Origin of the sequence: Pontibacter anaerobius, assembly GCF_026241195.1 — a bacterium.
Lineage (GTDB): Bacteria > Bacteroidota > Bacteroidia > Cytophagales > Hymenobacteraceae > Pontibacter > Pontibacter anaerobius.
This window is the reverse complement of the sequence record NZ_JAPFQO010000013.1, coordinates 48,084-69,906: the sequence shown is the minus strand read 5'-3', so window position 1 is coordinate 69,906 and position 21,823 is coordinate 48,084. Positions and strand designations below refer to the sequence as shown.

The 21,823-nt window shown below is 50.0% G+C and carries 25 protein-coding genes; 13 read left to right on the top strand and 12 right to left on the bottom strand.

Annotated features, from left to right (window positions below):
- Positions 1-60: 60 nt before the first annotated feature.
- Positions 61-648 carry a DUF922 domain-containing protein gene (locus OO017_RS17965; protein WP_266054083.1) on the top strand — a complete coding sequence of 196 codons (588 nt, stop codon included), beginning with the start codon at positions 61-63 and terminating at the stop codon, positions 646-648.
- A 42-nt stretch (positions 649-690) separates the two neighbouring features.
- On the opposite strand, the gene OO017_RS17960 is transcribed toward OO017_RS17965, so the two are convergent.
- Complete coding sequence (locus OO017_RS17960) at positions 691-2,223, bottom strand: FAD-dependent oxidoreductase (RefSeq protein WP_266054082.1); 1,533 nt, start codon at positions 2,221-2,223, stop codon at positions 691-693.
- 241 nt (positions 2,224-2,464) lie between these two features.
- Between OO017_RS17960 and OO017_RS17955 the strand changes: the two genes are divergently transcribed.
- On the top strand, positions 2,465-2,800 hold the full coding sequence (locus OO017_RS17955) for a tRNA-binding protein (RefSeq protein ID WP_266054081.1): 336 nt from the start codon (positions 2,465-2,467) through the stop codon (positions 2,798-2,800).
- A gap of 10 nt (positions 2,801-2,810) precedes the next feature.
- Here the strand turns inward: OO017_RS17955 and OO017_RS17950 are convergent, their stop codons facing one another.
- A complete protein-coding gene (locus OO017_RS17950; RefSeq protein WP_266054080.1) occupies positions 2,811-3,209 on the bottom strand; it encodes a DUF4296 domain-containing protein in 399 nt (132 codons plus the stop codon).
- Between the two features lie 58 nt (positions 3,210-3,267).
- Here OO017_RS17950 and OO017_RS17945 point away from each other — a divergent pair, with 58 nt between their 5' ends.
- The 7 genes from OO017_RS17945 to OO017_RS17915 all read left to right on the top strand — a co-directional run bounded on the left by OO017_RS17945 (position 3,268) and on the right by OO017_RS17915 (position 8,883).
- Positions 3,268-4,149 carry a DUF58 domain-containing protein gene (locus OO017_RS17945; RefSeq protein ID WP_266054079.1) on the top strand — a complete coding sequence of 294 codons (882 nt, stop codon included), beginning with the start codon at positions 3,268-3,270 and terminating at the stop codon, positions 4,147-4,149.
- On the top strand, positions 4,142-5,053 hold the full coding sequence (locus tag OO017_RS17940) for a hypothetical protein (RefSeq protein WP_266054078.1): 912 nt from the start codon (positions 4,142-4,144) through the stop codon (positions 5,051-5,053). The genes OO017_RS17945 and OO017_RS17940 overlap by 8 nt, the downstream gene beginning before the upstream one ends.
- Positions 5,037-6,089 carry a vWA domain-containing protein gene (locus OO017_RS17935; RefSeq protein WP_266054077.1) on the top strand — a complete coding sequence of 351 codons (1,053 nt, stop codon included), beginning with the start codon at positions 5,037-5,039 and terminating at the stop codon, positions 6,087-6,089. Before OO017_RS17940 ends, OO017_RS17935 begins: the two co-directional genes overlap by 17 nt.
- A gap of 78 nt (positions 6,090-6,167) precedes the next feature.
- Positions 6,168-6,854, top strand: coding sequence for a YggS family pyridoxal phosphate-dependent enzyme (locus OO017_RS17930; protein ID WP_266054076.1), 687 nt, complete (start codon positions 6,168-6,170; stop codon positions 6,852-6,854).
- A 111-nt stretch (positions 6,855-6,965) separates the two neighbouring features.
- Entirely contained in the window at positions 6,966-7,886 is a 921-nt protein-coding gene (locus OO017_RS17925) for a glycerophosphodiester phosphodiesterase family protein (RefSeq protein WP_266054075.1), read from the top strand.
- A gap of 91 nt (positions 7,887-7,977) precedes the next feature.
- Positions 7,978-8,424: a DUF2750 domain-containing protein gene (locus OO017_RS17920; RefSeq protein ID WP_266054074.1), complete on the top strand. Its 447-nt coding sequence runs from the start codon at positions 7,978-7,980 to the stop codon at positions 8,422-8,424.
- Between the two features lie 81 nt (positions 8,425-8,505).
- On the top strand, positions 8,506-8,883 hold the full coding sequence (locus OO017_RS17915) for a DUF423 domain-containing protein (protein ID WP_266054073.1): 378 nt from the start codon (positions 8,506-8,508) through the stop codon (positions 8,881-8,883).
- Positions 8,884-9,093: 210 nt separating this feature from the next.
- On the opposite strand, the gene OO017_RS17910 is transcribed toward OO017_RS17915, so the two are convergent.
- From OO017_RS17910 to OO017_RS17895, 4 genes are all read right to left on the bottom strand, one after another.
- Complete coding sequence (locus OO017_RS17910; RefSeq protein WP_266054072.1) at positions 9,094-9,396, bottom strand: two-component regulator propeller domain-containing protein; 303 nt, start codon at positions 9,394-9,396, stop codon at positions 9,094-9,096.
- A 183-nt stretch (positions 9,397-9,579) separates the two neighbouring features.
- Positions 9,580-10,038, bottom strand: a complete 459-nt coding sequence (locus OO017_RS17905; RefSeq protein ID WP_266054071.1) for a DUF1573 domain-containing protein — start codon at positions 10,036-10,038, stop codon at positions 9,580-9,582.
- An 81-nt stretch (positions 10,039-10,119) separates the two neighbouring features.
- On the bottom strand, positions 10,120-11,526 hold the full coding sequence (locus tag OO017_RS17900) for an ATP-dependent DNA helicase (RefSeq protein ID WP_266054070.1): 1,407 nt from the start codon (positions 11,524-11,526) through the stop codon (positions 10,120-10,122).
- 144 nt (positions 11,527-11,670) lie between these two features.
- Positions 11,671-12,138, bottom strand: coding sequence for a PaaI family thioesterase (locus OO017_RS17895; RefSeq protein WP_266054069.1), 468 nt, complete (start codon positions 12,136-12,138; stop codon positions 11,671-11,673).
- Positions 12,139-12,175: 37 nt separating this feature from the next.
- Here OO017_RS17895 and OO017_RS17890 point away from each other — a divergent pair, with 37 nt between their 5' ends.
- The 3 genes from OO017_RS17890 to coaD all read left to right on the top strand — a co-directional run bounded on the left by OO017_RS17890 (position 12,176) and on the right by coaD (position 14,177).
- Positions 12,176-12,661, top strand: coding sequence for an NUDIX domain-containing protein (locus tag OO017_RS17890; RefSeq protein WP_266054068.1), 486 nt, complete (start codon positions 12,176-12,178; stop codon positions 12,659-12,661).
- Positions 12,662-12,751: 90 nt separating this feature from the next.
- A complete protein-coding gene (locus tag OO017_RS17885) occupies positions 12,752-13,639 on the top strand; it encodes a DUF3822 family protein (RefSeq protein WP_266054067.1) in 888 nt (295 codons plus the stop codon).
- A 61-nt stretch (positions 13,640-13,700) separates the two neighbouring features.
- Positions 13,701-14,177, top strand: coding sequence for a pantetheine-phosphate adenylyltransferase (coaD, locus tag OO017_RS17880; RefSeq protein ID WP_266054066.1), 477 nt, complete (start codon positions 13,701-13,703; stop codon positions 14,175-14,177).
- Here the strand turns inward: coaD and OO017_RS17875 are convergent.
- Complete coding sequence (locus OO017_RS17875) at positions 14,134-14,814, bottom strand: NUDIX hydrolase (RefSeq protein WP_266054065.1); 681 nt, start codon at positions 14,812-14,814, stop codon at positions 14,134-14,136. The genes coaD and OO017_RS17875 overlap by 44 nt on opposite strands.
- Before the next feature lie 109 nt (positions 14,815-14,923).
- Between OO017_RS17875 and pyrE the strand changes: the two genes are divergently transcribed.
- The gene (gene pyrE, locus OO017_RS17870; protein ID WP_266054064.1) at positions 14,924-15,562 is read left to right on the top strand and encodes an orotate phosphoribosyltransferase; all 639 of its coding nucleotides are present in this window, start codon (positions 14,924-14,926) and stop codon (positions 15,560-15,562) included.
- 72 nt (positions 15,563-15,634) lie between these two features.
- Here pyrE and OO017_RS17865 read toward each other — a convergent pair whose 3' ends face one another.
- The 5 genes from OO017_RS17865 to lepA all read right to left on the bottom strand — a co-directional run bounded on the left by OO017_RS17865 (position 15,635) and on the right by lepA (position 21,795).
- Entirely contained in the window at positions 15,635-17,566 is a 1,932-nt protein-coding gene (locus tag OO017_RS17865; protein WP_266054063.1) for an OmpA family protein, read from the bottom strand.
- Between the two features lie 7 nt (positions 17,567-17,573).
- Entirely contained in the window at positions 17,574-18,155 is a 582-nt protein-coding gene (locus tag OO017_RS17860; RefSeq protein ID WP_266054144.1) for a 7-carboxy-7-deazaguanine synthase QueE, read from the bottom strand.
- Positions 18,156-18,497: 342 nt separating this feature from the next.
- Positions 18,498-19,379 (bottom strand): bifunctional 5,10-methylenetetrahydrofolate dehydrogenase/5,10-methenyltetrahydrofolate cyclohydrolase, encoded by an 882-nt coding sequence (locus OO017_RS17855; protein WP_266054062.1) that lies wholly within the window; start codon positions 19,377-19,379, stop codon positions 18,498-18,500.
- A 37-nt stretch (positions 19,380-19,416) separates the two neighbouring features.
- Entirely contained in the window at positions 19,417-19,929 is a 513-nt protein-coding gene (locus OO017_RS17850; RefSeq protein WP_266054061.1) for a class IV adenylate cyclase, read from the bottom strand.
- An 81-nt stretch (positions 19,930-20,010) separates the two neighbouring features.
- Positions 20,011-21,795: a translation elongation factor 4 gene (gene lepA, locus OO017_RS17845; RefSeq protein WP_266054060.1), complete on the bottom strand. Its 1,785-nt coding sequence runs from the start codon at positions 21,793-21,795 to the stop codon at positions 20,011-20,013.
- Positions 21,796-21,823: the final 28 nt, after the last annotated feature.

Below are 21,823 nucleotides of genomic sequence, written 5' to 3'. Positions count from 1 at the left end.
TTTTATCGGTAGCTGCTGTTGCCATAATAGAAACAGTATTAACTTTTAGCCGAGTCCTACATGTTTACTTTTACCTTATTCCTGTCTGTGTGGGCAAGAATACTGCTGCCACTGCTCTACCCTGAAGCTTCTGCAGCAGCTATCTCAGTTGCAAGAACAGATTTAAACTCACCTACAGAAAATTCTACAAGCGAGACAGTTATCTGGTCTACGGACCGGCGTCTTTCCTGGGATGATTTTAAAGGCCTTCCTGACGATACAAACCCACACCATGCCCTGACAGCAGCTAATTTAGCCGTTAACGCAGGCTGTAAAAACAACCAGTACACCTATAAGGTAAAATGTGTTTTCCTGCCGCAGCAGTCCTGGTCCAAGAAAAAAAGTTCAGATAAACTGCTGGCCCACGAACAGCTGCACTTCGACCTGACAGAGGTTCATGCCCGCCAGCTCCGTCACGACTTGCAAACAATAAGCTGCTCCAACCTTAAAGCAAAATTAGGTTTGATGGTAAACGAGGCATTTAAGCGCTGGAAAGCTGAGCAGGACCTGTTTGATCAGGCATCTAAGCATGGGCTCGATAAAGATGAGCAGCAGGCATGGGCCGCAAGTATAGCCGCACGCCTTAAAAAGCTGGAGGCTTACCAATAGTAGGCGTAACACTCCAGCATGTATAGCTTAATTTATACCTTATCAACTTGCAGGGCCCAGATTTTTGGTGGATGGACCCGAGATTACCTTACCCTGCGGATCGAAGCGGGAACCGTGACATGGACAATCCCAGGAGCTTTCCACGCTGTTCCAGCTAACCACGCAGCCCATGTGCGGGCACACGGCTGAGCACTGGTGCCGTACACCATCCTGATCGCAGTAAACGGCTATTTTGCTCGTCCCTTTGCGCATTATGCGGCCGGTGCCCGGTAAAACCTGCGATGGATCTTCTACATCGCCGGGTGTTACGTAATCTTTCATTTGCGCCGCCACATTCAGGTTCTCCTTCAGGAACTCCCCTGCCGATTTAAGGCTTACCCGTGACGGATCATATAACTTGGCCCATGGGTTTGGGCGCTCTATGATGAGGTCCGTGATGAGCATTCCGGCGATAGTGCCATGCGTCATGCCGTGTCCGGAATCACCAGTGGCAATGTATACATTCTCTTCATCCCCCGGATTGCGGCCAATGTAAGCCAAACCGTCCACAGGCTCATACACCTGGCCAGACCAGCGGTACTGCACCTCTTCCGCCATCGGAAATTTGAGCCTGGTCCAGCGCTCCAGTTCCTGGAAACACTCAATTGGGTGGTCGTGCTGCCCGGTTTTGTGGTCTTCGCCACCCACTATCAGCAGATCATACTGCGCCTCGTTAGCGGTGTCTTTCTGCAACCGGATATAGTGATAAGGATCTTTCATGTCCCAGTAAAGAGCATCGGCCACTGCGTCTTTTGGCACCTGAACAGCTAGGGCATAGGTCCGGTAAGGCGCCTGTTTGGTGTGTATCGTGAGCATGTCATTTACCGGTGTGTTGGTTGCCACTACCAGGTGGTTGGAAGAAACGGAATGCCCGTTGGCGGAAACTACGGTTGCCACAGCACCCGACTTAAAACTCTTCACGTGGGTACCGGTGTAGATGCTGCCTCCGTTGTCTATCACTGCCTTGGCGAGCCCGCTCAGGTATTTCATAACATGGAAGCGGGCTTGGTTTGGATAGTGCAGGCAAGGGAAAGCCGTCAGGGTATCCACCGGGCAATGCTTGCGCATCACAACATCCTGCCACCCGATCTGCTGCAGCGCCTCCAGTTCCTGCATCAGTTTCTCTTGCTCTTCCGCTGAAGTAGCAAACAGAAAGCCATCCACACGGGTAAAATCGCAATCTATACTTTCTTCGGCTGCAATTTCCTCGATTTTATCAATCGCCTTCCCATGGCTTTGGCAAGCAAGGCGTGCGCCGTCTTTACCGAAAAGCTTTATCAGGTTATAATACTGCTCGTCTAGTGCGTTAGACAGGTGCGCTGTGGTACGGCTGGTTTCGCCGCCCCCGATCTCTTTAGACTCCAGCACCACTACCCGCTTACCTTCTTTGGCCAGCAGGTAGGCAGTGGTAAGCCCTGCTATGCCTGCCCCCACGACACAAACATCACACGTAATGTTTTCGCCAAGCATTTTGGTTGCTGGCAGTTGCACGTGGTTCATCCAAACAGGCAAAGTGGCTCCGGATTCCTTTTTCATAGTTTTTATTTTGTACGAATGGTAGTTTTTGTGGCATTACCAAGCAGGCAGTGCCGGATGCATAGGAGTACGAAGCAAGTTGGCTTATGTTGCTCAAAGGCCACATTAGGGGTTTTAGGCTGGTAATTCCGACTAAAGATGAGCCCTTATGCTTATCAGTACTGGAAAGCCTCGGAACTTATACTTATCTTGAGCGTCATCAACAAAAGAAACAGAAGCTATGCATGCATCCGCACGTACTATGGAGCAGATCAGTTGGCAGGAATTCGAGAAAACCGATATCCGGGTAGGCACTATCATTTCAGCGGAGGAGTTCCCGGAAGCGCGCAGGCCAGCCTATAAACTGCAGGTAGATTTGGGCCCCCTGGGTATGAAAAAATCAAGCGCACAGATCACCAAGCACTACAAGCCGCAGGAACTGGTGGGCATGCAGGTGCTCTGCGTCACCAACCTCGGGAAAAAGCAGATCGGTAGTTTTATGTCAGAAGTACTCGTAACGGGCTTCGCAGACGAGGACGGAGATATTATTCTGGCACAGCCTGCCGGCAAGGTGCCCAACGGCAGTAAGCTGATGTAGGGAGCCGGACTTACTGAGCCAATCGCCCATCAGATGACTGGGCTGCAGAATCCTGGGGTTGACGGTGCTTTGCCTGCATCTTTGACTCGCGCACGCTCAGGGTATCCACCACTATCTCGTAAAGCACATCCATCTCTTCAATATTACGAAGGTAATAGTTGTAGGTATCCTTAAACTGCTCCTGCGTAACATCGTACTGCTCAAATATTTTTGCCTGCTCCTGGTTAAACGACATCAGGGCCGTATCAGGGTAAATCACGTTTGTTTCGATAAGCGCCTCGGTTGTATGGATGTCCGCCAGGATACGAACCATCTTCTCCTGCGGTATCATATCCTTAGGTTTTTTTTCGTTCTGGCTCTGGCAGCCAAGCAGGCTGAGGCAAAAAAGTATGCAGAAAAGTTTTTTCACGGGTGCATATTACGAGTTTATAGCTTAATTTTAAAATCAGACTGCAGGTTACCTTCTCATGAGAGAGCTTGTTAAGAAGCTACGTAAGTACGAAATACGCATCCGGAAAGCCATTACCACGCAAATGCAAGGCGATTTCCACTCGGTGTTTAAAGGCACGGGGCTGGAGTTTGATGACGTGCGCGCCTACCAATATGGCGACGACGTGCGCTCCATCGACTGGAATGTATCGGCTAAAGGCCATGGCACTTTTATAAAAACCTACCGGGAGGAGAAGGAGCAGTCCGTGTTTCTGATGCTGGACGTGAGCGCCTCGCAACGGATTGGCACCGGCGCACAGCAGAAACTGGACGTGGGCAAAGAGATATGCGGCGTGCTGGCCCTGTCGGCAGCGCGGCAGCAAAGCCAGATTGGCATTATCTGCATCTCCGACAGGAAAGAGAAGTACCTGAAGCCCGCTAAAGGTATACAGCAGGCTTACGCTATTATAAAGGCGCTGAGTGAACTGGAGCCGAAATCAGTTAAGACCAACCTGGCCGCAGGTATAAAACTGACCCTGGACATTATCAAGCGCCGCAGCATCATCCTGCTCCTTTCCGATTTTATAGACAACAACTATGAGAAAGAGCTGAGCATGCTGGCTCGTCGGCACGACCTGATCGTGCTGCACCTGCGTGATGTGCGGGAGCAGGAGTTGCCTGCCATGGGCATCGTGCCTATACTTGATCGGGAAACTGGCCGAACGCTCTGGCTGAATACCTCGGGCGAGGAATTTCAGAAACGCTACCTGGCGCAGTACCAGGAGAACCAGGAGCAGCTCATGCGCCTGTGCCAGAAATACCAGGCCAACTACCTGGCCATCGACACGAACGAGGATTACGTGCCACAACTGGTAAACCTGTTCAGGCTCAGGAATAAGTCAACTAAGAAAAGTGCGTAAGCTATCTATATTTATACTTTTGAGTCTCTGGCAGCTGGTGGCACAGGCCCAAAAGCCACAGAAGCCCGAGGGCTTCTTTAACCGCGACACCATTCAGCTGGGTGAACTGGTGCAGTATACGTTAGTGTACCGCCACGCTGATACGCTGGAGGTTGTGCTTCCTGCCGACACCTATAACTTCGCTCCCTTTGAACTGGTACGGAACAACTTTTACCCTACCCGCACGGCGCAAGGTATAAGCACCGATAGCGCAGTTTATACCTTGCGTAGCTTTGAGACAGATACTCTGCAGCAGCTGGCGCTGCCGGTGTATGTGCTGCGCGAGCTGGATACGGTAGAACTGTTTACCAATGCCAGCGCCGTTCGCCTGAAACAACTGGTACAAACAGTGCAGGAGCCGCTACAGGTAAAGGTAGAGACGGAACTGGCAACCGTGGAGGAGCGTTTCAATTGGCCTCTGATGCTGCTTTGGGTAGTTACGGCTGTTGCCCTTGTTGCTTTGGTCTGGCTTATCTTCGGGCAATCGATCAAACGCAGGTATAAACTGTATCGTCTCCGAAAAGACCACCTGTACTATACTTCTCGCTTCAACTCCCACAAAGACCGCTTTCAGAAATCCGGGGTGCAGGCAAGCCTGGAGAAGGCCGTTACGCTTTGGAAAAACTACCTGACCAAGCTGGAGCGCAGCGGCATCAACTCGTTCACCACTAAGGAAATCGTGGAATTTTATCAAAACGATGAGGAAATAAACACCGCCCTTCGTATCTGCGATAAAGCGATCTACGGTAACCTGCAGTCAGAGTCGGAGGGTGAGGCAAACCTAGCCCTGAGCATGCTGCGCCGCTTCTCGAAGGAGCGCTACCAACTACACCGCGAACAGATCAGAAATGCTAGAAATAAATAACACGCTCTGGGACTGGCTAAGCCTGGAGTGGTTTAGCTACAGTACCCTACGCTCCTTTGAGTGGGTGTACCCGTCGGTGCTTTATGCGCTGCCGGTTATTCCGCTGCTGTTCATACTTAAGTCGCTGCTGCGGCGCAACACCCGCCTGAAACTGGACATGGCTTTGTTTGAGGGGCGCGTGAGCTGGCAGTGGAGCAGTTTGCTTCGATTCCTTCCCCGGCTGGTATTTATGCTTTTTACCCTACTGGTACTAGTGGCCCTGGCAAGGCCTCAGCTTATAAATGAGCAACTGGAGCTCACCTCCGAGGGTATAGATATCGTGCTGGTGCTGGATGTATCAGGCTCTATGGAGCTGCAGGACATTAAGCCCAACCGCCTGGAAGCCGCCAAAGAGGTGGCCCTTGGATTTATAAACGGCCGTGTGCAGGACCGTATCGGGATGGTGGTGTTTGCCGGCGATGCCTACTCCCTAGCCCCCCTCACAACCGATTATGACCTGCTGCGCGAAAGTATAAACTCCATCGGATTTAAGATGATTCAGCATGATGGCACCGCCATAGGAAGTGCCCTGGCAGTAGCCATTAACCGCATGCGCGATTCAAATGCCAAAGGGAAGGTTATCATACTTATCAGTGATGGCGAAAACACGGCCGGTAGCTTGAACCCAGAGCTGGCGGCACAACTTGCCTACGGTTACGGCATAAAACTTTATACCATCGGGATTGGTAAAGATGGGAAGATACCATACAATGTGGATGGTTCTGGGCAGGTGCTGTACGTGGAAACGGAAATGGATGAGTCAAACCTCCGGCAGATCGCGCAGATCGCCGACGGCAAGTTTTTCCGGGCCGACTCCAAAAATGCGCTGCAGCAGGTGTTCCAGAACATCAACCGCCTGGAGAAAACAGAGGTTACCGAGAAGCGTTTCCGCGACACGCAGGATTATTATCAGGTGTACCTGAAGTGGGCTTTACTGCTGCTGCTGGTGTGGATGCTGCTGAAAAACACCTTTATCGCCAACGTGCTGGAAGACTAAGAGAGGTAGAGAGGTAGAAAGTTTAGTGGTTGAGGGCTCATCCACTCATTCACTTATTCAGAATTATAATATAAAACTATGAGCATAAAAGAGAACATACTTTACTTTGACGAGCAGCTGCGCCAAACACCCTGCCGGCTGGTAGCTGTTTCCAAAACACACCCGGTGGAAGTGATTAAAGAGGCTTATGACGCCGGTCACCGCCTTTTTGGGGAGAACAAGGTGCAGGAACTAGTAGACAAGTATGCGCTGCTGCCACACGACATCGCCTGGCACCTGATAGGGCATTTGCAGACAAACAAGGTAAAGTATATCGCTGAGTTTATAGATACCATAGAATCTGTAGACAGCCTGAAACTGCTGGTGGAGATAAATAAACGTGCCGAGATGTATGGCCGCACCCTGCCCATTAACTGTATGTTGCAGATTTCTATTGCCGACGAGGAGACAAAGTATGGCATGACCTGCAAGGAGGCTGAAGCGCTGCTACAGTCGGAGGAATACCGTGCGATGAAGTATATCCGTATAACAGGCGTGATGGGTATTGCCACGAACACCGACAACGAGCAGAAGCTACGCCAGGAGTTCGGGCAGCTGCGTGCCTGCTTTAAACGGCTGAAAGAGACTTTTTTTATCGGCAACGACGACTTTAAAGAAATTTCGATGGGGATGACCTCGGACTGGAGGATTGCTCTGGAAGAAGGAAGCACGATGATACGTGTGGGCAGTGGTATATTTGGAGCCCGCGACTACAGTAAAAGGTAATACAGGCGGGGTAACAAGTATAAACTTTCGGCATTTCTTTATTTAGTATAGCATTTTTGATTTAACAGCTGATGCGCCATCTCAACTTCGCCAACTTCATACGTAAGAAAAATGAGAGGTATACTTTATACTTTGTCAGCCGTTTTTATACTTATAACAGCCTGCACGTCCGGTAAAATGACACCTACACCACCTGCCGAAGCTATGCTGCCGCTCCCGGACTTTGACCTGGAGGGCCACCGGGGGGCACGCGGTTTACTCCCCGAAAACACCATTCCAGCCATGCTAAAGGCGCTCGAGCTGGGGGTGACGACCTTGGAAATGGACGCGCACATCAGTCAGGATGGCCAGGTGCTCCTCTCCCATGACCCCTATTTTAACCGGGAGCATGAGCTGCTTCCGACTGGTGAGGAGATACCGAAGGTTAATGCCAAAAAGTATTTGCTCTACCAGATGCCTTACAGCCAGATCCGCACTTTTGATGTAGGCTCAAAATACTACAGCAAGTTTCCGCAGCAGCAGCTGATGAAGGCGTATAAACCGCTGCTTTCTGAAGTGATTGACTCTGCGCAGGCATACATCAAAGAAAACAACCTGCCACAGGTGTTTTACAACATCGAAACCAAGTCCAAGCCTTCCGGCGATGGCAAATATCACCCTGCCCCTGAGGATTTTATGGACAGGCTAGTGGCTGTGATAGATGAGAAAAAGATACGCCCTTACGTTATCATACAGTCCTTTGACCCGCGCACACTGCAGGTGCTGCACCGCAAGCATCCGGACATAAAAACCTCGCTGCTGGTGGAGAACCTGAAGGGGCTTGAGAAAAACCTGGAGCAACTCGGCTTTACCCCCAATATTTACAGCCCTTATGCTAAACTCGTTACGCCCGCTCTCGTAGAGGCAACGCATAGGTACGGCATTAAAATTATCCCCTGGACGGTGAACAGCCTGGAGGAGATGCAGCGGCTTAAGGCGCTTGGCGTGGACGGGTTAATCTCAGACTACCCGGATCTTTATAAAAAACTGTAGCGCCAGGGCGCCAGAAAGAACCTTGGCTGATATATATATAATTTTCGTATTTTGCCTTATAAATCAATCCTAAACCTTAAAAAGACATTGTATGACAGAGCATGCTAACAACATCGAGCACAAGTACCAGAATTTTATTAAGCATGTTGTGCAATCAGAAGAGGTTTGGGGACTAACTAAGAATGAAACCTGGGCCACATCCAGCTCCTCCGAGTTTGAGGACACCGAGGTAATCCTGTTTTGGTCTGATAAGGCAGGGGCAAGTGCCTGTGCCGAAGATGAATGGTCTGACTACACACCGGAGTCCGTAACGTTGGTCGAGTTTCTGGAAAACTGGTGCGTGGGCATGTATGGCGATGAACTGCTGGTGGGTGCCGACTGGGATCGCGACCTTATCGGCAAAGAAGCCGAGCCCCTTGTTGTGGCACTGGATGTGGTTACGCAACTTAAGGCAACCGGCAAAACACTCGAATTTACGCAATACGACAACCAGGAAGAGTTTGAGGAGCAGCTGATTGAGGCACTAGAGGCAGAGTAAACTATAGCTGCACTGCATTTTATACTTTGCTGTCGTACCTTTGCGGTATCCTGCTTACAGGCTTACCCAAACCCTAACACCGTGACTCAAAAAATCATACTTCTTATTGCCAGTGCGCTAGGTGCCCTCACTGTTGCCATCGGCGCATTTGGTGCACATGCCCTGGCGCCCATACTGCAGGCCAGCAACCGCGTCGACACTTTCGAGACAGCCGTGAAATACCAGATGTACCATACCCTGGCGTTGATGGCAGTGGGTTTACTGTTATTTCGAGTGGAGCAGCCGGCATTGCAGGTGGCGGCCTGGTGCTTTTTTCTGGGGATCCTCATTTTCTCAGGCTCACTTTATACTTTGGTGCTGACCGGGATAACGTGGTTGGGAGCCATCACCCCCATTGGCGGCACTTTGTTTATAGTTGGCTGGGGAGCGCTATTTTATGCCGTGCTAAAGGCGCTGTAATTCAGAAGTATAGACTAAGCATTTGAAGGTAAAGTATGGATCGCTATACTTTGCCTTATTTTTGCCGCGTACTAGATGGTACCTGCCCAGTACACGTGTGTATTTTAAGTATAGATAAAGTGTTTCTGTTCATTTGACGGTCTTGCGTATGAGTAGTAGCGGAGTTGTACTTACAAACCTTTCGGTTTTGCACTGACCTTCGATTTATGTTTATACTTTAGTTACATCACTTAAACCGCTATTACTTATACACATAGTTGAGCGTTCGTATTTCTTTTCAAAACCACTTATCAAACGATTTTCCATTAAATTTAAAACGCCACCATCTGCCATTCCCAAAAGTAAGTTTTTGCTTTGGTCTTCGTAAATACTCCAAATCATTTGGGATTTCAATTTTATATCAACTTTGTAGTTTGTTAGCGTTTTGCCGTCATATTTCCAAGCCCCGGAATCTCTGTCTCCAAACCAGATATTTCCTTCGGAATCTTCTTCAATAGCAAAAACGGATTGCAAGCCCGTGTTTTTGAGTAAGGAAAAAGAACTTGTGGCTTCCGCTACCTGGCAGAGGTTGCCAACCTATACTTCCATTTCATCATCTGTCCAGAGTTACCCAAGATGAGCGATCATACTTCTCCATAAAAACAAAGGCCATCCTGATCGGGATGGCCTTTTATACTTTAGCGAAGCAACAGCTGATTAGTTTTTCGCTGGTGTAGCTTTGGCTGCGCTCGCGTTGGTTTTCTCTTTGATGTTGGTCACAATGTACACATACTTAGCGCCTTCAGCGGCGTTAGAGTGTACAATGATCGCTTTCTTCTGCTGGCCTAATTTACCGGCGCTGTTAAACTTAGCAGTCACGAAACCGGTTTTACCTGGCATGATAGGCTCTTTTGTCCAGGCAGGAGTTGTGCAGCCACAAGTTACATCCACACGCTCCAGCACAAGCGGCTGTGTACCTGTGTTCTTAAACTCAAACGTGTGCTCCACTACATCACCTTGTGTAATGTCGCCGAAGTTATGCTCACTTTCCTGGAAAGCCATGGCAGGGCCATTGGTAGCCTGCTCCTGCGGAGCGGTAGCCTTCGGTTTTTCCTGCGCCACTGCGCCACCAGCAATCAGGGCGGCGAAAGCAAAAGAAAGAATTACTTTTTTCATCTTGTGTAGAGGGTTAAAGTTTATGCGATATAGTATATACTTGTTCTTTAGCAGAAACGATGCAAAATAAGTTTTCTTTTGTTAGTCAACTAATAATTGATCGTTAAAGTTCAGTAAATAAAGCTCTTCGGAGGAGCGGGTAAGGGCAGTGTAGAGCCAGCGCGCAAACTCCTCGTTCACCATGTCCTCCTTCAGAAAACCCTGATCTACAAACACTGCCTGCCACTGGCCGCCTTGTGCCTTATGGCAGGTTAGCGCATACGCAAACTTCACCTGCAGCGCGTTTAGATAAGGGTTTTTCTTCAATTCCTTATAGCGCTCCTTTTTTGTGAGAATATCCATATAATCTTGAAGCACCTCCTCGTACAGCTTCTTATTCTGGTCAGAGGGCAAGGCGGGCGTATCCGTGTACAATGTATCGAGCATGATTTTCACCTCCTCCTCCTGTGCATCCGGGTAGTCTACGAAGCGGATACGGATATCGGCAAACCGGAAGCCGTACATTTCCTCGAACCGGATAATTTTAGTCACCTCCACAAAATCGCCGTTGGCCATAAAACCGATGTCAGAGTCTTTTTCGAGCCAGAAGTAGTTGTTGCGCACGATCATCAGGTAATCGCCCACACCCAACTCATCTTCTGCAAAGAAAATACGGCGCCGGATATGTTGGTTGTACAAGTTGGCGTTTTTGTTGGAACGGCAGATCACGATGGTATTCTCCACGCCGAATTTATCATAGGCATAGCGCAAACCATCCTCCAGCTTTTCTCCGGTCATGCGGTAAATGTCGCGCCAGCCTTTGGTAAACAGCTTTATATCCAGTTTTTCCTGCTTCATGCGGTCACGGAGCTGAGTGGCGTTCATCAGAATGCCGGATGCCTCGGCCTGGCGCATAACCTGGCGCAGCTCTATCTGCTGCACCTGGCAGCGGAAATTCTGCTTCATGTACTCGGCGTCCAGCGAGGGGCTGAGCGTCTGCCCCACCGGTGGCAACTGCGCCGTATCCCCGATCAGCAGGAGCTTATTTTTCTTCTTGTCGAACACATACTGCAACAGGTCTTGCAGCAGGCCATTCTCACCAAAGCCGCTCTCATCCGAGATCATCGAAGCTTCATCTACGATGTAAATGGTGCTATCGGTCTTGTTAGGTTGACGGGTAAAGGAAAGCCCCTCGGAAAAAGGATTGGCCGTTTGGCGGTAGATCTTTTTATGTATGGTAAAGGCCGGGCGGCCACTGTAGCTCGACATCACCTTGGCGGCACGGCCGGTGGGGGCAAGCAGCACATACTTGTAGCCGAAGGAGTTCAGGATTTTTACCAGTGAGGTTACCACCGTGGTTTTACCGGTACCGGCATATCCTTTCAGCAGGAAAACCTGCCGCTCATCGGTCTTGTTAAGTATAAACTCGTCGAGTTTGGCAAAGAGCTTCGCCTGGTCCTCTGTCGGTTCAAACGGGAAACTGTTTCGTAAGGCTTCTACCGGGCGCATGAATTGGTGTTAGAAAGTTAAAAAGTAAGAGCGTTAGAAAGTCTGGGTATACCTTTAGTATAACACAAAGCAGCTGTAAAAGAGTCAGGGAAAGAGATCAAATCTATACTTTGTAAACAGGCACAGATCTACCATTATAACCTTCTACCTCTCTAACTTTCCAACTCCGGCGATATCCTCCGGCGTGATGTTGGCCATGCTTGCACTGGCCTTGGCAATGAGCAGCGGCGGTTTTTCCCCTGTCACGGCATATACTTCCGCTTCGCAGAAATTAAGCTTACGCCCCTGCTTCAGCACATAGCCCTTTGCCAGCAGCTTATCCCCGAGGCCGGGATGAAAATAGGATACTTTTATCTCAGCCGTGACCACATGGTGGCCTTTAGGCACTAGGCTTACTGCAGCAAAACCAGCAACAATATCGGCCAACGTGGCAATCACCCCCCCATGGGCAAAACCTTTGTGCTGTTTGTGCTTTTGCTCTAAGGTTAATTCGCCTTCTACCCTACCTTCTTCTATCTTTGTCACGTTAAAGCCCATGAGCTTCATAAATTCCTGTCGCTCCAGCTTTTCGCGTATGTCTGCTTCGTAATCCGGATTGTACGTTCTAATCATTCTGTAAATTTACGACCAAAACACCCGTAAACCAACCATGTCTGACTTAAACCCTGCTGCGGCAGCATACGCCGGTAAACTGCGCGTACGAGCTTGCGGCATCTGTATTCAGAATTCTAAATTGCTTTTAGTCCGCCACGGCAAAACCATCGGAAACAGCGCTTTCTGGGCTCCGCCCGGCGGCGGCATACAATACGGCGAAAGTATACAGGACTCTCTGAGGCGCGAGTTTGAAGAAGAAACCGGCCTGCAGGTAGAGGTAACCAGGTTCCTGTTCGTGAATGAGTTTCTGGAGGAGCCGCTTCATGCTGTGGAGTTCTTCTTTGAGGTAAAAGTAGTAGGCGGAAGTATGGCTACTGGGTCAGACTCTGAGGCTGCAGGCGGAAACCAACTGATTGAGCACCTTGAGTGGCTGACCGCAAGAGAGATACAAAGTATACCGTTTGCAGACAAGCACCGCTCGCTACAGCTGCTGCTGTCGCTGGACGACCTGCTAGGGCTGCCGCATAATTTTATACCTTAGCCCCGGCCCCGCTGCCTTTTGCCATAATTTTTTTATACTTGCAGTAGGGCTGCTATGCCCGCTAACGCTTACACCCGACGACAGTATACCTTGAACACCATCAACACACATTACAGGCTATCTCATAAAATACAGGATGAGACTTTTTCGCTTGCGCAGGCGGGGCAGTGCAATTTATACATTGCGCTAAGCCAGAAGGCCATACGCCTGGCAGTGGCAAGCACAGAACGTAATAAGTTTGTGGTGCTCGAGGATTATGAACTGATCACGGTTTTCTCGCCCATGCAGGTGGCCGAGCAGCTTCGCCTGATTGCGCAGGAAAATGAACTGCTGCAGCAGCAACACTGGAATATGGTGCGGGTATCGGTAAGCAACCAGCACTTTACACTGGTGCCTGAAACACTTTACGACCCCGCCCACCGGCAGGATTACCTGCGCCTGCACTCTGACCTGAACCCTACGCAGGACGAGGTGCTGTGCTACCGGCACAGCGGCCTGGAGGCCATGAATATTTTTGCGATGGACGGTGCGCTGTACCAGTCGCTGCAGGAGCTGTTCCCCGAGAGGTCACTACAGGTGGTGCATCTTACCAGTTCACTAATCCGAAGCATATTGCACCAAACGCCACGCACAAACCTGCGCAGTATGTACGCCTTTGTGGAGCGTAACTACGTGACCTTGCTCGTTACAGGGCCGGGCGGGTTGGAGTTCTGCAACATCTTCCATTATGTAAGTGAGGAGGACTTTATCTACTATATCATCTTCATCATGCAGGAGCAGAAAATGAGCCCGGAGCAGGAAACACTTACCGTTTGGGGCGATATCACCCACGACTCCTCCCTGTTCAATATCCTGCAGAAGTACATCCGCCAGATCAGGTTAGGGAAAAAGCCTGCTGATGTGGAGTATAGCTATAAATTCCATGATATGTTTGAGCACCGCTACTTTGAGCTCTACAGCCTGCACCTTTGCGAGTGATAAACGCTGATGCTGCACTAAGTATGATTTTATAACCCAACCACACCTCTAAAGCTAACCCATGAAAAGAATAGCCCTCTTCCCAGGCTCTTTTGACCCTTTTACAAACGGGCATTACGATGTGGTAATGCGCGGCTCCAAGCTGTTTGATGAAGTGATTGTTGGAATTGGCAACAACAGCAGCAAGCAGCGCTATATTCCAGTTGCCCGGATGTTTGAGGTGATGACACGGCTGTTTAAGGATCAGCCAAATATCAAAGTGCAAGTTTTTACCGGGCTTACAGCCGAGTTTGCACGTGAGGTGGGGGCCCAGTTTTTGTTGCGTGGGCTTAGGAACACAACCGATTTCGAATACGAAAACACTATCGCTCAAGCCAACAAGCACGTAAACCACGACTTGGAGAGTGTTTTCCTGATCACGTCACCGCACCTTGCCGCCATCAGCTCCTCCATCATCAGAGAGATTCACCGGTTTGGCGGCAACGTGGATGAGTTTATACCTTTCCAGTTTTCAGAGATTGCAGATAGTGTCGGATAACGAACGCAATAGAAGTATAGGCATTCGGTAGCACCTCCTGCACTTCTTCCGGGGTCATCCAACGCACTTCTTCTATGAATTCCTCCGCTTGCGGCTTCATCAAGCTGTCATCAGTGCAGTTCATGACATACCAGCTGGTTTTCTTCAGTATCTTCTTGCCTTTGAATGCATAGGAGTGCCAGGTTTTGGGAAGCTTCTCCACTACCTCCACCTGGATGTTGCACTCCTCCTCTACCTCGCGCATAGCGCCTTCGCGCACTTTCTCCTTTTTCTCCAGCTTCCCTTTCGGCAGGTCCCATACCCCCAGGCGGTAAATCATCAGTATCTTACCATCCTTCAGCACCAGGCCTCCTGCAGCCCTCACAATTTTGAACTGGTCTTTGAGGTGCTCGATAATTTTTTTCTTTTTATCAGCCACAAGGGTCAGCGACTTCAGCTTCTTCAGCTTTTTCACCTCCATCAGGCGCACCAGCCGGTCAATCAGTGGCGGGTCCGCCTCCTTAATGAGTACATCGCCCACAAGGTCTTTAGAGGTAAAGTGCTCAGAGGCTTTCAGAATGAGGTCATACTCATGCTTATACACCTTGTCGGTGGCTTTCTTAAGGATTAGCGGAATGTCGTTAATAAAAACGTTCATGCGGTTTGGGTGCTCCAGTGGAAGCGTAATTTATACAAAACAAAAAATAAATCGGCTCAATCAAAATACGCAGCCTTAAAAAGGAAGATTATTTATGTAAATTCGGGACATGGATTCTACGACAACAGCACATCAGGTGGCCTCATACCTGCTCGAGACAGAGGCCGTTAAGTTAAGACCGGAGCAGCCATTTAAATGGAGCAGCGGCTGGAACTCCCCTATTTACTGCGATAACCGCGTAACGTTATCTTTTCCGCACATCCGCAGCTATATTAAGCAGCAGCTGGCGGAATTAGTACAGCAGCAATACCCGGAGGTAGAGGCCATTGCTGGCGTAGCTACGGCAGGTATAGCCCAGGGTGCCCTTGTGGCTGACTTACTCGAAATGCCTTTTTTGTACGTTCGCCCCGAGCCAAAGAAACACGGCATGGGTAACCAGATTGAAGGAAGACTGCTGGCGGGCCAGAAAGTGGTGATGATAGAAGACCTGATCTCGACCGGGGGAAGCTCGCTGAAAGCCGCAGAGGCCGTGAAAGCAGCCGGTGCCGAAGTGGTGGGCATGGCCGCCATCTTTACCTATGGCTTTGCCGTGGCAGAGGAGAATTTTCAGCAAGCAGGTATTCCGCTGCACTGCCTGAGCAACTATAACGCATTGGTAGAGGCTGCTGCAAAACAAGGTTACATTCAGGAGTCTGCCATGGATACGCTGGCTGAGTGGCGCCAATCGCCGCAGACCTGGGGCGCTTAGGTAATGAATATTTGGTAATGAGTAATGAGTGAATAATAATTACTCATTACTCATTAAAGCACACGCGACTCATTAAAGCACACGCATCTCAATGCGGCGGTTCAGTTGCCTGTTCTCGTCAGAGGTATTAGGTTTAACCGGCTTTGTTTCGCCGAACCCCTTGTAGCGGATGCGCTCCTTGCCGATACCGTTGCCGGCCAGGTAATCTACCACTGATTTGGCGCGGCGCTCAGACAGTATTTGGTTTGCCTTATCCGAACCCACGTCATCGGTATGGCCGGAAATTTCAATTTTAACCTGCGGGTTTTGCTGGATGAAAGCAATCAGTTTATCCAGTTCCGTCTTCGATTTTTTCTCCAGGTTATACTTGCCCGTATCAAAGAACAAGTTGTTCAGCACCATAGCCGCCCCTGACTTGATCGGGTCGAGGTATACATCAAGTGCCACCGGCGATAGCGCTTTGGACGAAGTGTAATCGAAGCTACGGCTGTTCATCAGGTATTTAGGGGCGGATACGTACAGCGCATACTGCTTCCCCTGGGTCAGCACCACGGTATATTCCCCGGATACTTTATCGGAACTCACCTGCTGCACCAGCGAGTCAGCCTCTACGTCGTAGAGCTGCACCTGTGCGGCCAGTGGCTTTTTAGTATCGGCATCGAACACGCGGCCCTGCGCATAGGTGCTGGTTACGCGGCTTCGCCATTCGGCAGGCACATCAAACTTGAACAGCTGTATACCAGGTGCACCTGCGTCTGTGCTTACCTGCCGGGAGTAATACCCTATTTCACTGTCCGGCGTGATAAAAAGCGATCCTTCGTCGGCATAAGTATTCAGGGGGTAACCCAGGTTCTGCGGTTCGGCCCATTTGCCATTCTCGTTACGGTTCGCCTTAAACACATCCAGGCCGCCCATGCCAATGTGGCCATCGCTCACAAAGTATAATGTAGAGCCACTCATGTGGATGGAGGGTGCCATGTCGCGGCCGGTAGAGTTAATTTCTTTGCCCAGATTTGCCGGTTTAATCCAGGTGCCGTCGTCGTTGCGGTGGGTTACCCAGATATCCTCCTTGCCTACACCGCCCCCGCGTGTGGAGGTAAAGTATAACGTACGGCCATCGGCAGATAGGCTTGGCTGAGAATCCCAGGCTTTGGAATTAACGGTTTTGCCCATGTTCTGGGGTTTGCTCCACTCGCTGCCTGTTTTGAAGGAGATGTAAAGGTCGCAGTCGCCCTGCGTATCGGGGCGGTTGCAGGAGGTAAACACTAGTGTTTTGCCATCCCCTGAGATGGTGGCTGCCCCTTCGTTGGCCGGAGAGTTAATGTTTTCAGAGATAGAGGTAGGCGCTTGCCAGCTGCCATCCCTGAACTGGCTCACATAGATGTTCTCATCATGATCAGGTCGGCCGCTCTCGCGTGCGGTGTAGATAAAATAACGCTGGTCGGCGGTGGTATAAGGGAAATACTGCAGGCCGAAACGATTAAGTGAATGGGGTAGCTGCTCGGGGTTAAACTGAATTGGCTTCTTCATGGCCTCCTGCGCAAATGCAGCGGTCTTGATTTGCTTCCTTGCCCAATCCACCTGTTTGGTATTGTTGGATCCAGTTTTCAGAAACGTTTCGTACCACTCGGTTGCAGCTTGGTAATTGCCTTTATCAAAATACAACTCAGCCAGCTCAAAGTAGTTATTGGCTTGTCCTTTTGAGAATGGCAGGAGTTTAAGTCCCTTTTCTAAATTCTCGAAAGCGGCTGCCTTGTTGCCCATCATCTTGTGCAGATTAGCAGCGCGCAGGTAAGCTTCGGCAAAGTTCGGATCTTTTTCGATTGCCTCTTGTAAGGTCTGCAACGCCCGGTCGAAATCCCTTGCACGCGCGTAGCTATCCGCTTTTTCGTATAAACGCTCTGCCTTTGCCGAGGTAGTGCTGAGCTTATGGTTTTGAGCCAGTGTGGCTGAGGCAGAGCCCAGTATCAAAAGGGAGGCAATTAGCAGCTGTTTATACTTCATGAGGTTTTTATGGAATATCCATGTACTTGTGCGTCTGCAGTGACACACGCCATTTCGGATTGCTTTTCACGTACTCAACGATAAGCGGCGTCATTTCATTGGCTTTGCCCCACTCCGGCTGCAGGTATAATTTGCAGTGTTCCCCTACTCTGGCGGCGTGCTCTTCGGCCCACTTAAAATCGGACTTGTTAAAGATAATCACTTTTAGCTCATGGGCAAAAGGATAGACAGACGGGTCGGGCTGCTTAAACTTTTTAGGAGAAAGGCAAATCCAGTCCCAGCTGCCGCTCACGGGGTAAGCGCCGGAAGTTTCGATATAGGTTTTGATACCTCGCGTCTGCAACTGCTCCGTTAACGGCTGCAGGTTGTAAAGCAGTGGCTCGCCACCGGTAATGACCACAGCCTTGCCCGGGTAGGCAGCGGCAGTCTCTACAATGTCTTCTACAGGCGTGAGCGGGTGCGCCTCTGCGTCCCAACTCTCCTTCACATCACACCAGTGGCACCCTACATCGCAACCGCCCAGGCGGATAAAGTATGCAGCCGTTCCTGTGTTGCCACCCTCACCTTGAATCGTATAAAACGCCTCCATCAGCGGCAGTTTACTGCCATCTTTTGGTACCTGGTGTATGGAGGCAGTCTTTTTAACTTTTAATTCTTCCAATGCTTTCTCTCCTCAGGCTATACTTTATACTTTACGCACAGCCGTTTATACTTACGTTGCTGCCATCCTGAAGTAAAAGTATACTTCTGGCAGAACTCACAAAGTTACTAAAAAAGGAGCAGGATTTACAGGATTAAAAGACATGCAGGATTTTGCACTCTATTGTTTGAAAAGATGCTGGCAGATATATATCGAGTCCATACGTATCAAATCCAGAGATTTCAAATTAAAAAATACCCCCTCCTGTTGTCAGAAGGGGGCAGAGGGAGATTATCCGTATACTTCTTTCTTGGCTGCTTTCAGGGTGTTGGCCATCAGCATAGAGATGGTTAGGGGACCTACGCCACCCGGTACCGGCGTGATGTAGCTGCACTTCTCGGCCACGTTGTCAAAATCCACGTCGCCACGCAACCTGAAACCTGACTTACGGCTTGCGTCGGGTACGCGGGTCGTGCCCACGTCAATTACTACGGCACCTTCTTTCACCATGTCGGCCTTGATAAGACCTGGCTGCCCAACAGCCACAATAATAATATCAGCAAGGCGGGTAAAGTATGGCAGATCTACCGTATTGCGGTGGCAGAGTGTTACTGTCGCGTTACCCGGATAGCCGCTTTTAGCCATCAGAATACTCATCGGTGTGCCTACTATGTTGCTGCGGCCTATCACTACGCAGTGCTTGCCGTTTGTCTCAATCTCGTAGCGCTGAAGCAACTGCAGAATGCCTGCAGGCGTGGCAGGAAGATAAGCTGGCAGACCGGCCACCATGCGCCCCACATTAGTCGGGTGGAAACCGTCCACATCTTTTTTAGGATCAATGGCCTCAATAACTTTCTCGGTATCGATGTGCTTTGGCAGCGGCAACTGCACGATAAACCCGTCGATTTCCTCATCCTCGTTCAGTTCCTTGATCTTTTGCAGTAGCTCCTCTTCTGTAACAGTGTCTTCGTAACGAATGAGGGAAGAGCCGAAGCCAATGCGCTCACAGGCCAGCACTTTGTTGTTCACGTAGGTCACAGAACCGCCATCGTTACCCACCAATATGGCAGCCAGGTGCGGCACCTTTCCTCCTTTAGCTTTAATGTCAGTTACCTCCGCAGCAATTTCGTTCTGGATGGCTTCGGATGTTTTTTTACCGTCGAGCAGGGTCATTTTAAAAAAGTTATGATGGTTGATTGAAGAATTTAGATTAGTTAAACAGGTCGATGTAAGATTCTCGCACTAAATCTTTGTCGGCTATCTGCAGTTGATCTTTAAAGTACTCACATTGCTGCTTAAGGTAATCCACCCCAAAGGAGCCGTCCAGGTCAATCGCCTCAATTTCTATGAGATGGCCTAAACCTTCCACCTTGTCCAGGTGAAATTTCACGTTATCGAGAAAGTATAGCTTACGCAGCTTCCTGATCTCAGCTACTTTCTGCAGGCCAGCACAAACGTCACTCACAGTGGCAACACTGGGATTTTTAAGGTACAGCAGCACCTCGGTCTTAAAACTCTTTTCTGTTGGCAGATACAACCTGTTATAATGTATGAGCCTGTTTTCAATATTGCCTTGCCTATGCTTCAGCCTGCCGTGCTCTGTGTGATAGTAAACATCCGTCTGCACATCTAGGCCATGAAAGTCTGCCTGCAGCTCATGCAGTATACTTTCGGTTTCGGCTGGATTGGCACAAAAGGCTTTTATGGTAATGTCGGCGTACAAAATTCAGAGTGTGCGTTTAGACAAAGTATTAGCAAAGCAAAAGCCCCGACGCGCAGGGGCACGTCGGGGCTTGTTTATAGGTTAGTCGAGCTTAAGCACGGCTAAGAAGGCTTCTTGCGGAATTTCCACATTGCCTACCTGGCGCATGCGTTTCTTACCTTTCTTCTGTTTCTCAAGGAGCTTACGCTTTCGCGATATGTCACCGCCGTAGCATTTGGCTAGTACGTTCTTTCGCATGGCCTTTACCGTTTCGCGGGCGATGATCTTCTGCCCGATGGCAGCCTGAATGGCGATTTCGAACATCTGGCGCGGCAGCAGCTCACGCAATTTTTCGCAGAGGCGCTTGCCCCAGTCGTAAGCCTTATCGCGGTGCACGATGGCACTAAGGGCATCCACTTTCTCACCGTTCAACATGATATCCAGCTTCACCATGTTCGAAGCGCGGAAACCGATCAGCTCATAGTCCAGGGAGGCGTAACCCCGTGAAATGGTCTTCAGCTTGTCAAAGAAGTCAAACACGATCTCAGCCAACGGCATCTCAAAAGTCATCTCTACCCGGTCGCTGGTCAGGTATGTCTGGTTCTTAAGGATACCGCGCTTGTCCATGCACAGGGTAATGATCGGCCCCACGTAATCAGACTTGGAGATGATCTGCGCTTTGATGAACGGCTCTTCAATATGGTCGATATAGTTCGGCTCCGGCATCTCTGACGGCGCATTCACCTTTACCATCTGGTCTTTGGTGGTATAAGCATGGAACTGCACCGACGGCACCGTAGTGATCACCGTCATGTCGAACTCACGCTCCAAACGCTCTTGCACGATCTCCATGTGCAGCATGCCCAAAAAGCCGCAACGGAAACCGAAGCCAAGAGCGGCAGAAGTTTCCGGCTCCCAAACAAGCGAGGCATCGTTCAGCTGCAGCTTCTCCATCGAGGCACGCAGTTCTTCGTACTCGCTGGTCTCCACCGGGTAAATTCCGGCAAATACCATCGGCTTCACATCCTCAAACCCCTGGATACCCTTGGCCGGACGATCTACATGGGTAATAGTATCACCAACCTTTACCTCTTTGGCGTTCTTGATACCCGAGATAAGGTAGCCCACGTTGCCGGCGCCCATTTCCTGGCGTGGCTCCTGGTTCAGTTTCAGCACCCCAATCTCGTCGGCCTCATAGGTTTTTCCGGTGTTGATGAACTTCACCTTCTCCCCTTTTTTGAGTGTGCCGTTAAAGATTCGGAAGTATACTTCGATGCCTCTGTAGGAGTTAAAAACGGAGTCAAAGATTAGGGCTTGTAATGGAGCGGCCGGATCACCCTTCGGAGCAGGGATTCGGTCACAAATAGCGTTCAGGATCTCTTCTATACCGATGCCAGCCTTGCCAGACGCATGAATAATATCCTCTCTATCGCAGCCGATCAGCTCAATGATCTGGTCCGAAACCTCCTCCGGCATGGAGTGCGGCAGGTCGATCTTGTTCAGCACCGGAATGATCTCCAGGTCGTTGCCGATGGCCAGGTATAAGTTGGAGATGGTTTGCGCCTCTATACCCTGGGAGGAGTCCACGATCAACAAAGCGCCCTCGCAGGCGGCGATGGAGCGGGAAACCTCGTAGGAGAAGTCCACGTGGCCTGGCGTATCGATCAGGTTCAGCACATACTCTTCTCCCTTATAATGGTAATTCATCTGGATGGCGTGGCTCTTAATGGTAATGCCGCGCTCGCGCTCCAGGTCCATATTGTCTAGCAGCTGGTTTTGCATTTCTCGCTCTGCCACTGTGGAGGTATACTCCAACAGGCGGTCGGCCAAGGTGCTTTTACCATGGTCGATGTGGGCGATGATGCAGAAATTACGGATGTTCTTCATAAATATCTATACGAAGAACAAAGTTAAG

Excerpts from the sequence above, each read along its gene's own strand:
- OO017_RS17925 (WP_266054075.1), top strand. The coding sequence starts at position 6,966 with ATGAGAGGTATACTTTATACTTTGTCAGCCGTTTTTATACTTATAACA.
- OO017_RS17905 (WP_266054071.1), bottom strand. The coding sequence starts at position 10,038 with ATGAAAAAAGTAATTCTTTCTTTTGCTTTCGCCGCCCTGATTGCTGGT.
- pyrE (WP_266054064.1), top strand. The coding sequence starts at position 14,924 with ATGGATTCTACGACAACAGCACATCAGGTGGCCTCATACCTGCTCGAG.
- lepA (WP_266054060.1), bottom strand. The coding sequence starts at position 21,795 with ATGAAGAACATCCGTAATTTCTGCATCATCGCCCACATCGACCATGGT.
- OO017_RS17955 (WP_266054081.1), top strand. The coding sequence starts at position 2,465 with ATGGAGCAGATCAGTTGGCAGGAATTCGAGAAAACCGATATCCGGGTA.
- OO017_RS17965 (WP_266054083.1), top strand. The coding sequence starts at position 61 with ATGTTTACTTTTACCTTATTCCTGTCTGTGTGGGCAAGAATACTGCTG.
- OO017_RS17930 (WP_266054076.1), top strand. The coding sequence starts at position 6,168 with ATGAGCATAAAAGAGAACATACTTTACTTTGACGAGCAGCTGCGCCAA.
- OO017_RS17945 (WP_266054079.1), top strand. The coding sequence starts at position 3,268 with ATGAGAGAGCTTGTTAAGAAGCTACGTAAGTACGAAATACGCATCCGG.
- OO017_RS17920 (WP_266054074.1), top strand. The coding sequence starts at position 7,978 with ATGACAGAGCATGCTAACAACATCGAGCACAAGTACCAGAATTTTATT.
- OO017_RS17890 (WP_266054068.1), top strand. The coding sequence starts at position 12,176 with ATGTCTGACTTAAACCCTGCTGCGGCAGCATACGCCGGTAAACTGCGC.
- OO017_RS17900 (WP_266054070.1), bottom strand. The coding sequence starts at position 11,526 with ATGCGCCCGGTAGAAGCCTTACGAAACAGTTTCCCGTTTGAACCGACA.
- OO017_RS17895 (WP_266054069.1), bottom strand. The coding sequence starts at position 12,138 with ATGATTAGAACGTACAATCCGGATTACGAAGCAGACATACGCGAAAAG.
- coaD (WP_266054066.1), top strand. The coding sequence starts at position 13,701 with ATGAAAAGAATAGCCCTCTTCCCAGGCTCTTTTGACCCTTTTACAAAC.
- OO017_RS17875 (WP_266054065.1), bottom strand. The coding sequence starts at position 14,814 with ATGAACGTTTTTATTAACGACATTCCGCTAATCCTTAAGAAAGCCACC.
- OO017_RS17865 (WP_266054063.1), bottom strand. The coding sequence starts at position 17,566 with ATGAAGTATAAACAGCTGCTAATTGCCTCCCTTTTGATACTGGGCTCT.
- OO017_RS17960 (WP_266054082.1), bottom strand. The coding sequence starts at position 2,223 with ATGAAAAAGGAATCCGGAGCCACTTTGCCTGTTTGGATGAACCACGTG.
- OO017_RS17860 (WP_266054144.1), bottom strand. The coding sequence starts at position 18,155 with ATGGAGGCGTTTTATACGATTCAAGGTGAGGGTGGCAACACAGGAACG.
- OO017_RS17855 (WP_266054062.1), bottom strand. The coding sequence starts at position 19,379 with ATGACCCTGCTCGACGGTAAAAAAACATCCGAAGCCATCCAGAACGAA.
- OO017_RS17935 (WP_266054077.1), top strand. The coding sequence starts at position 5,037 with ATGCTAGAAATAAATAACACGCTCTGGGACTGGCTAAGCCTGGAGTGG.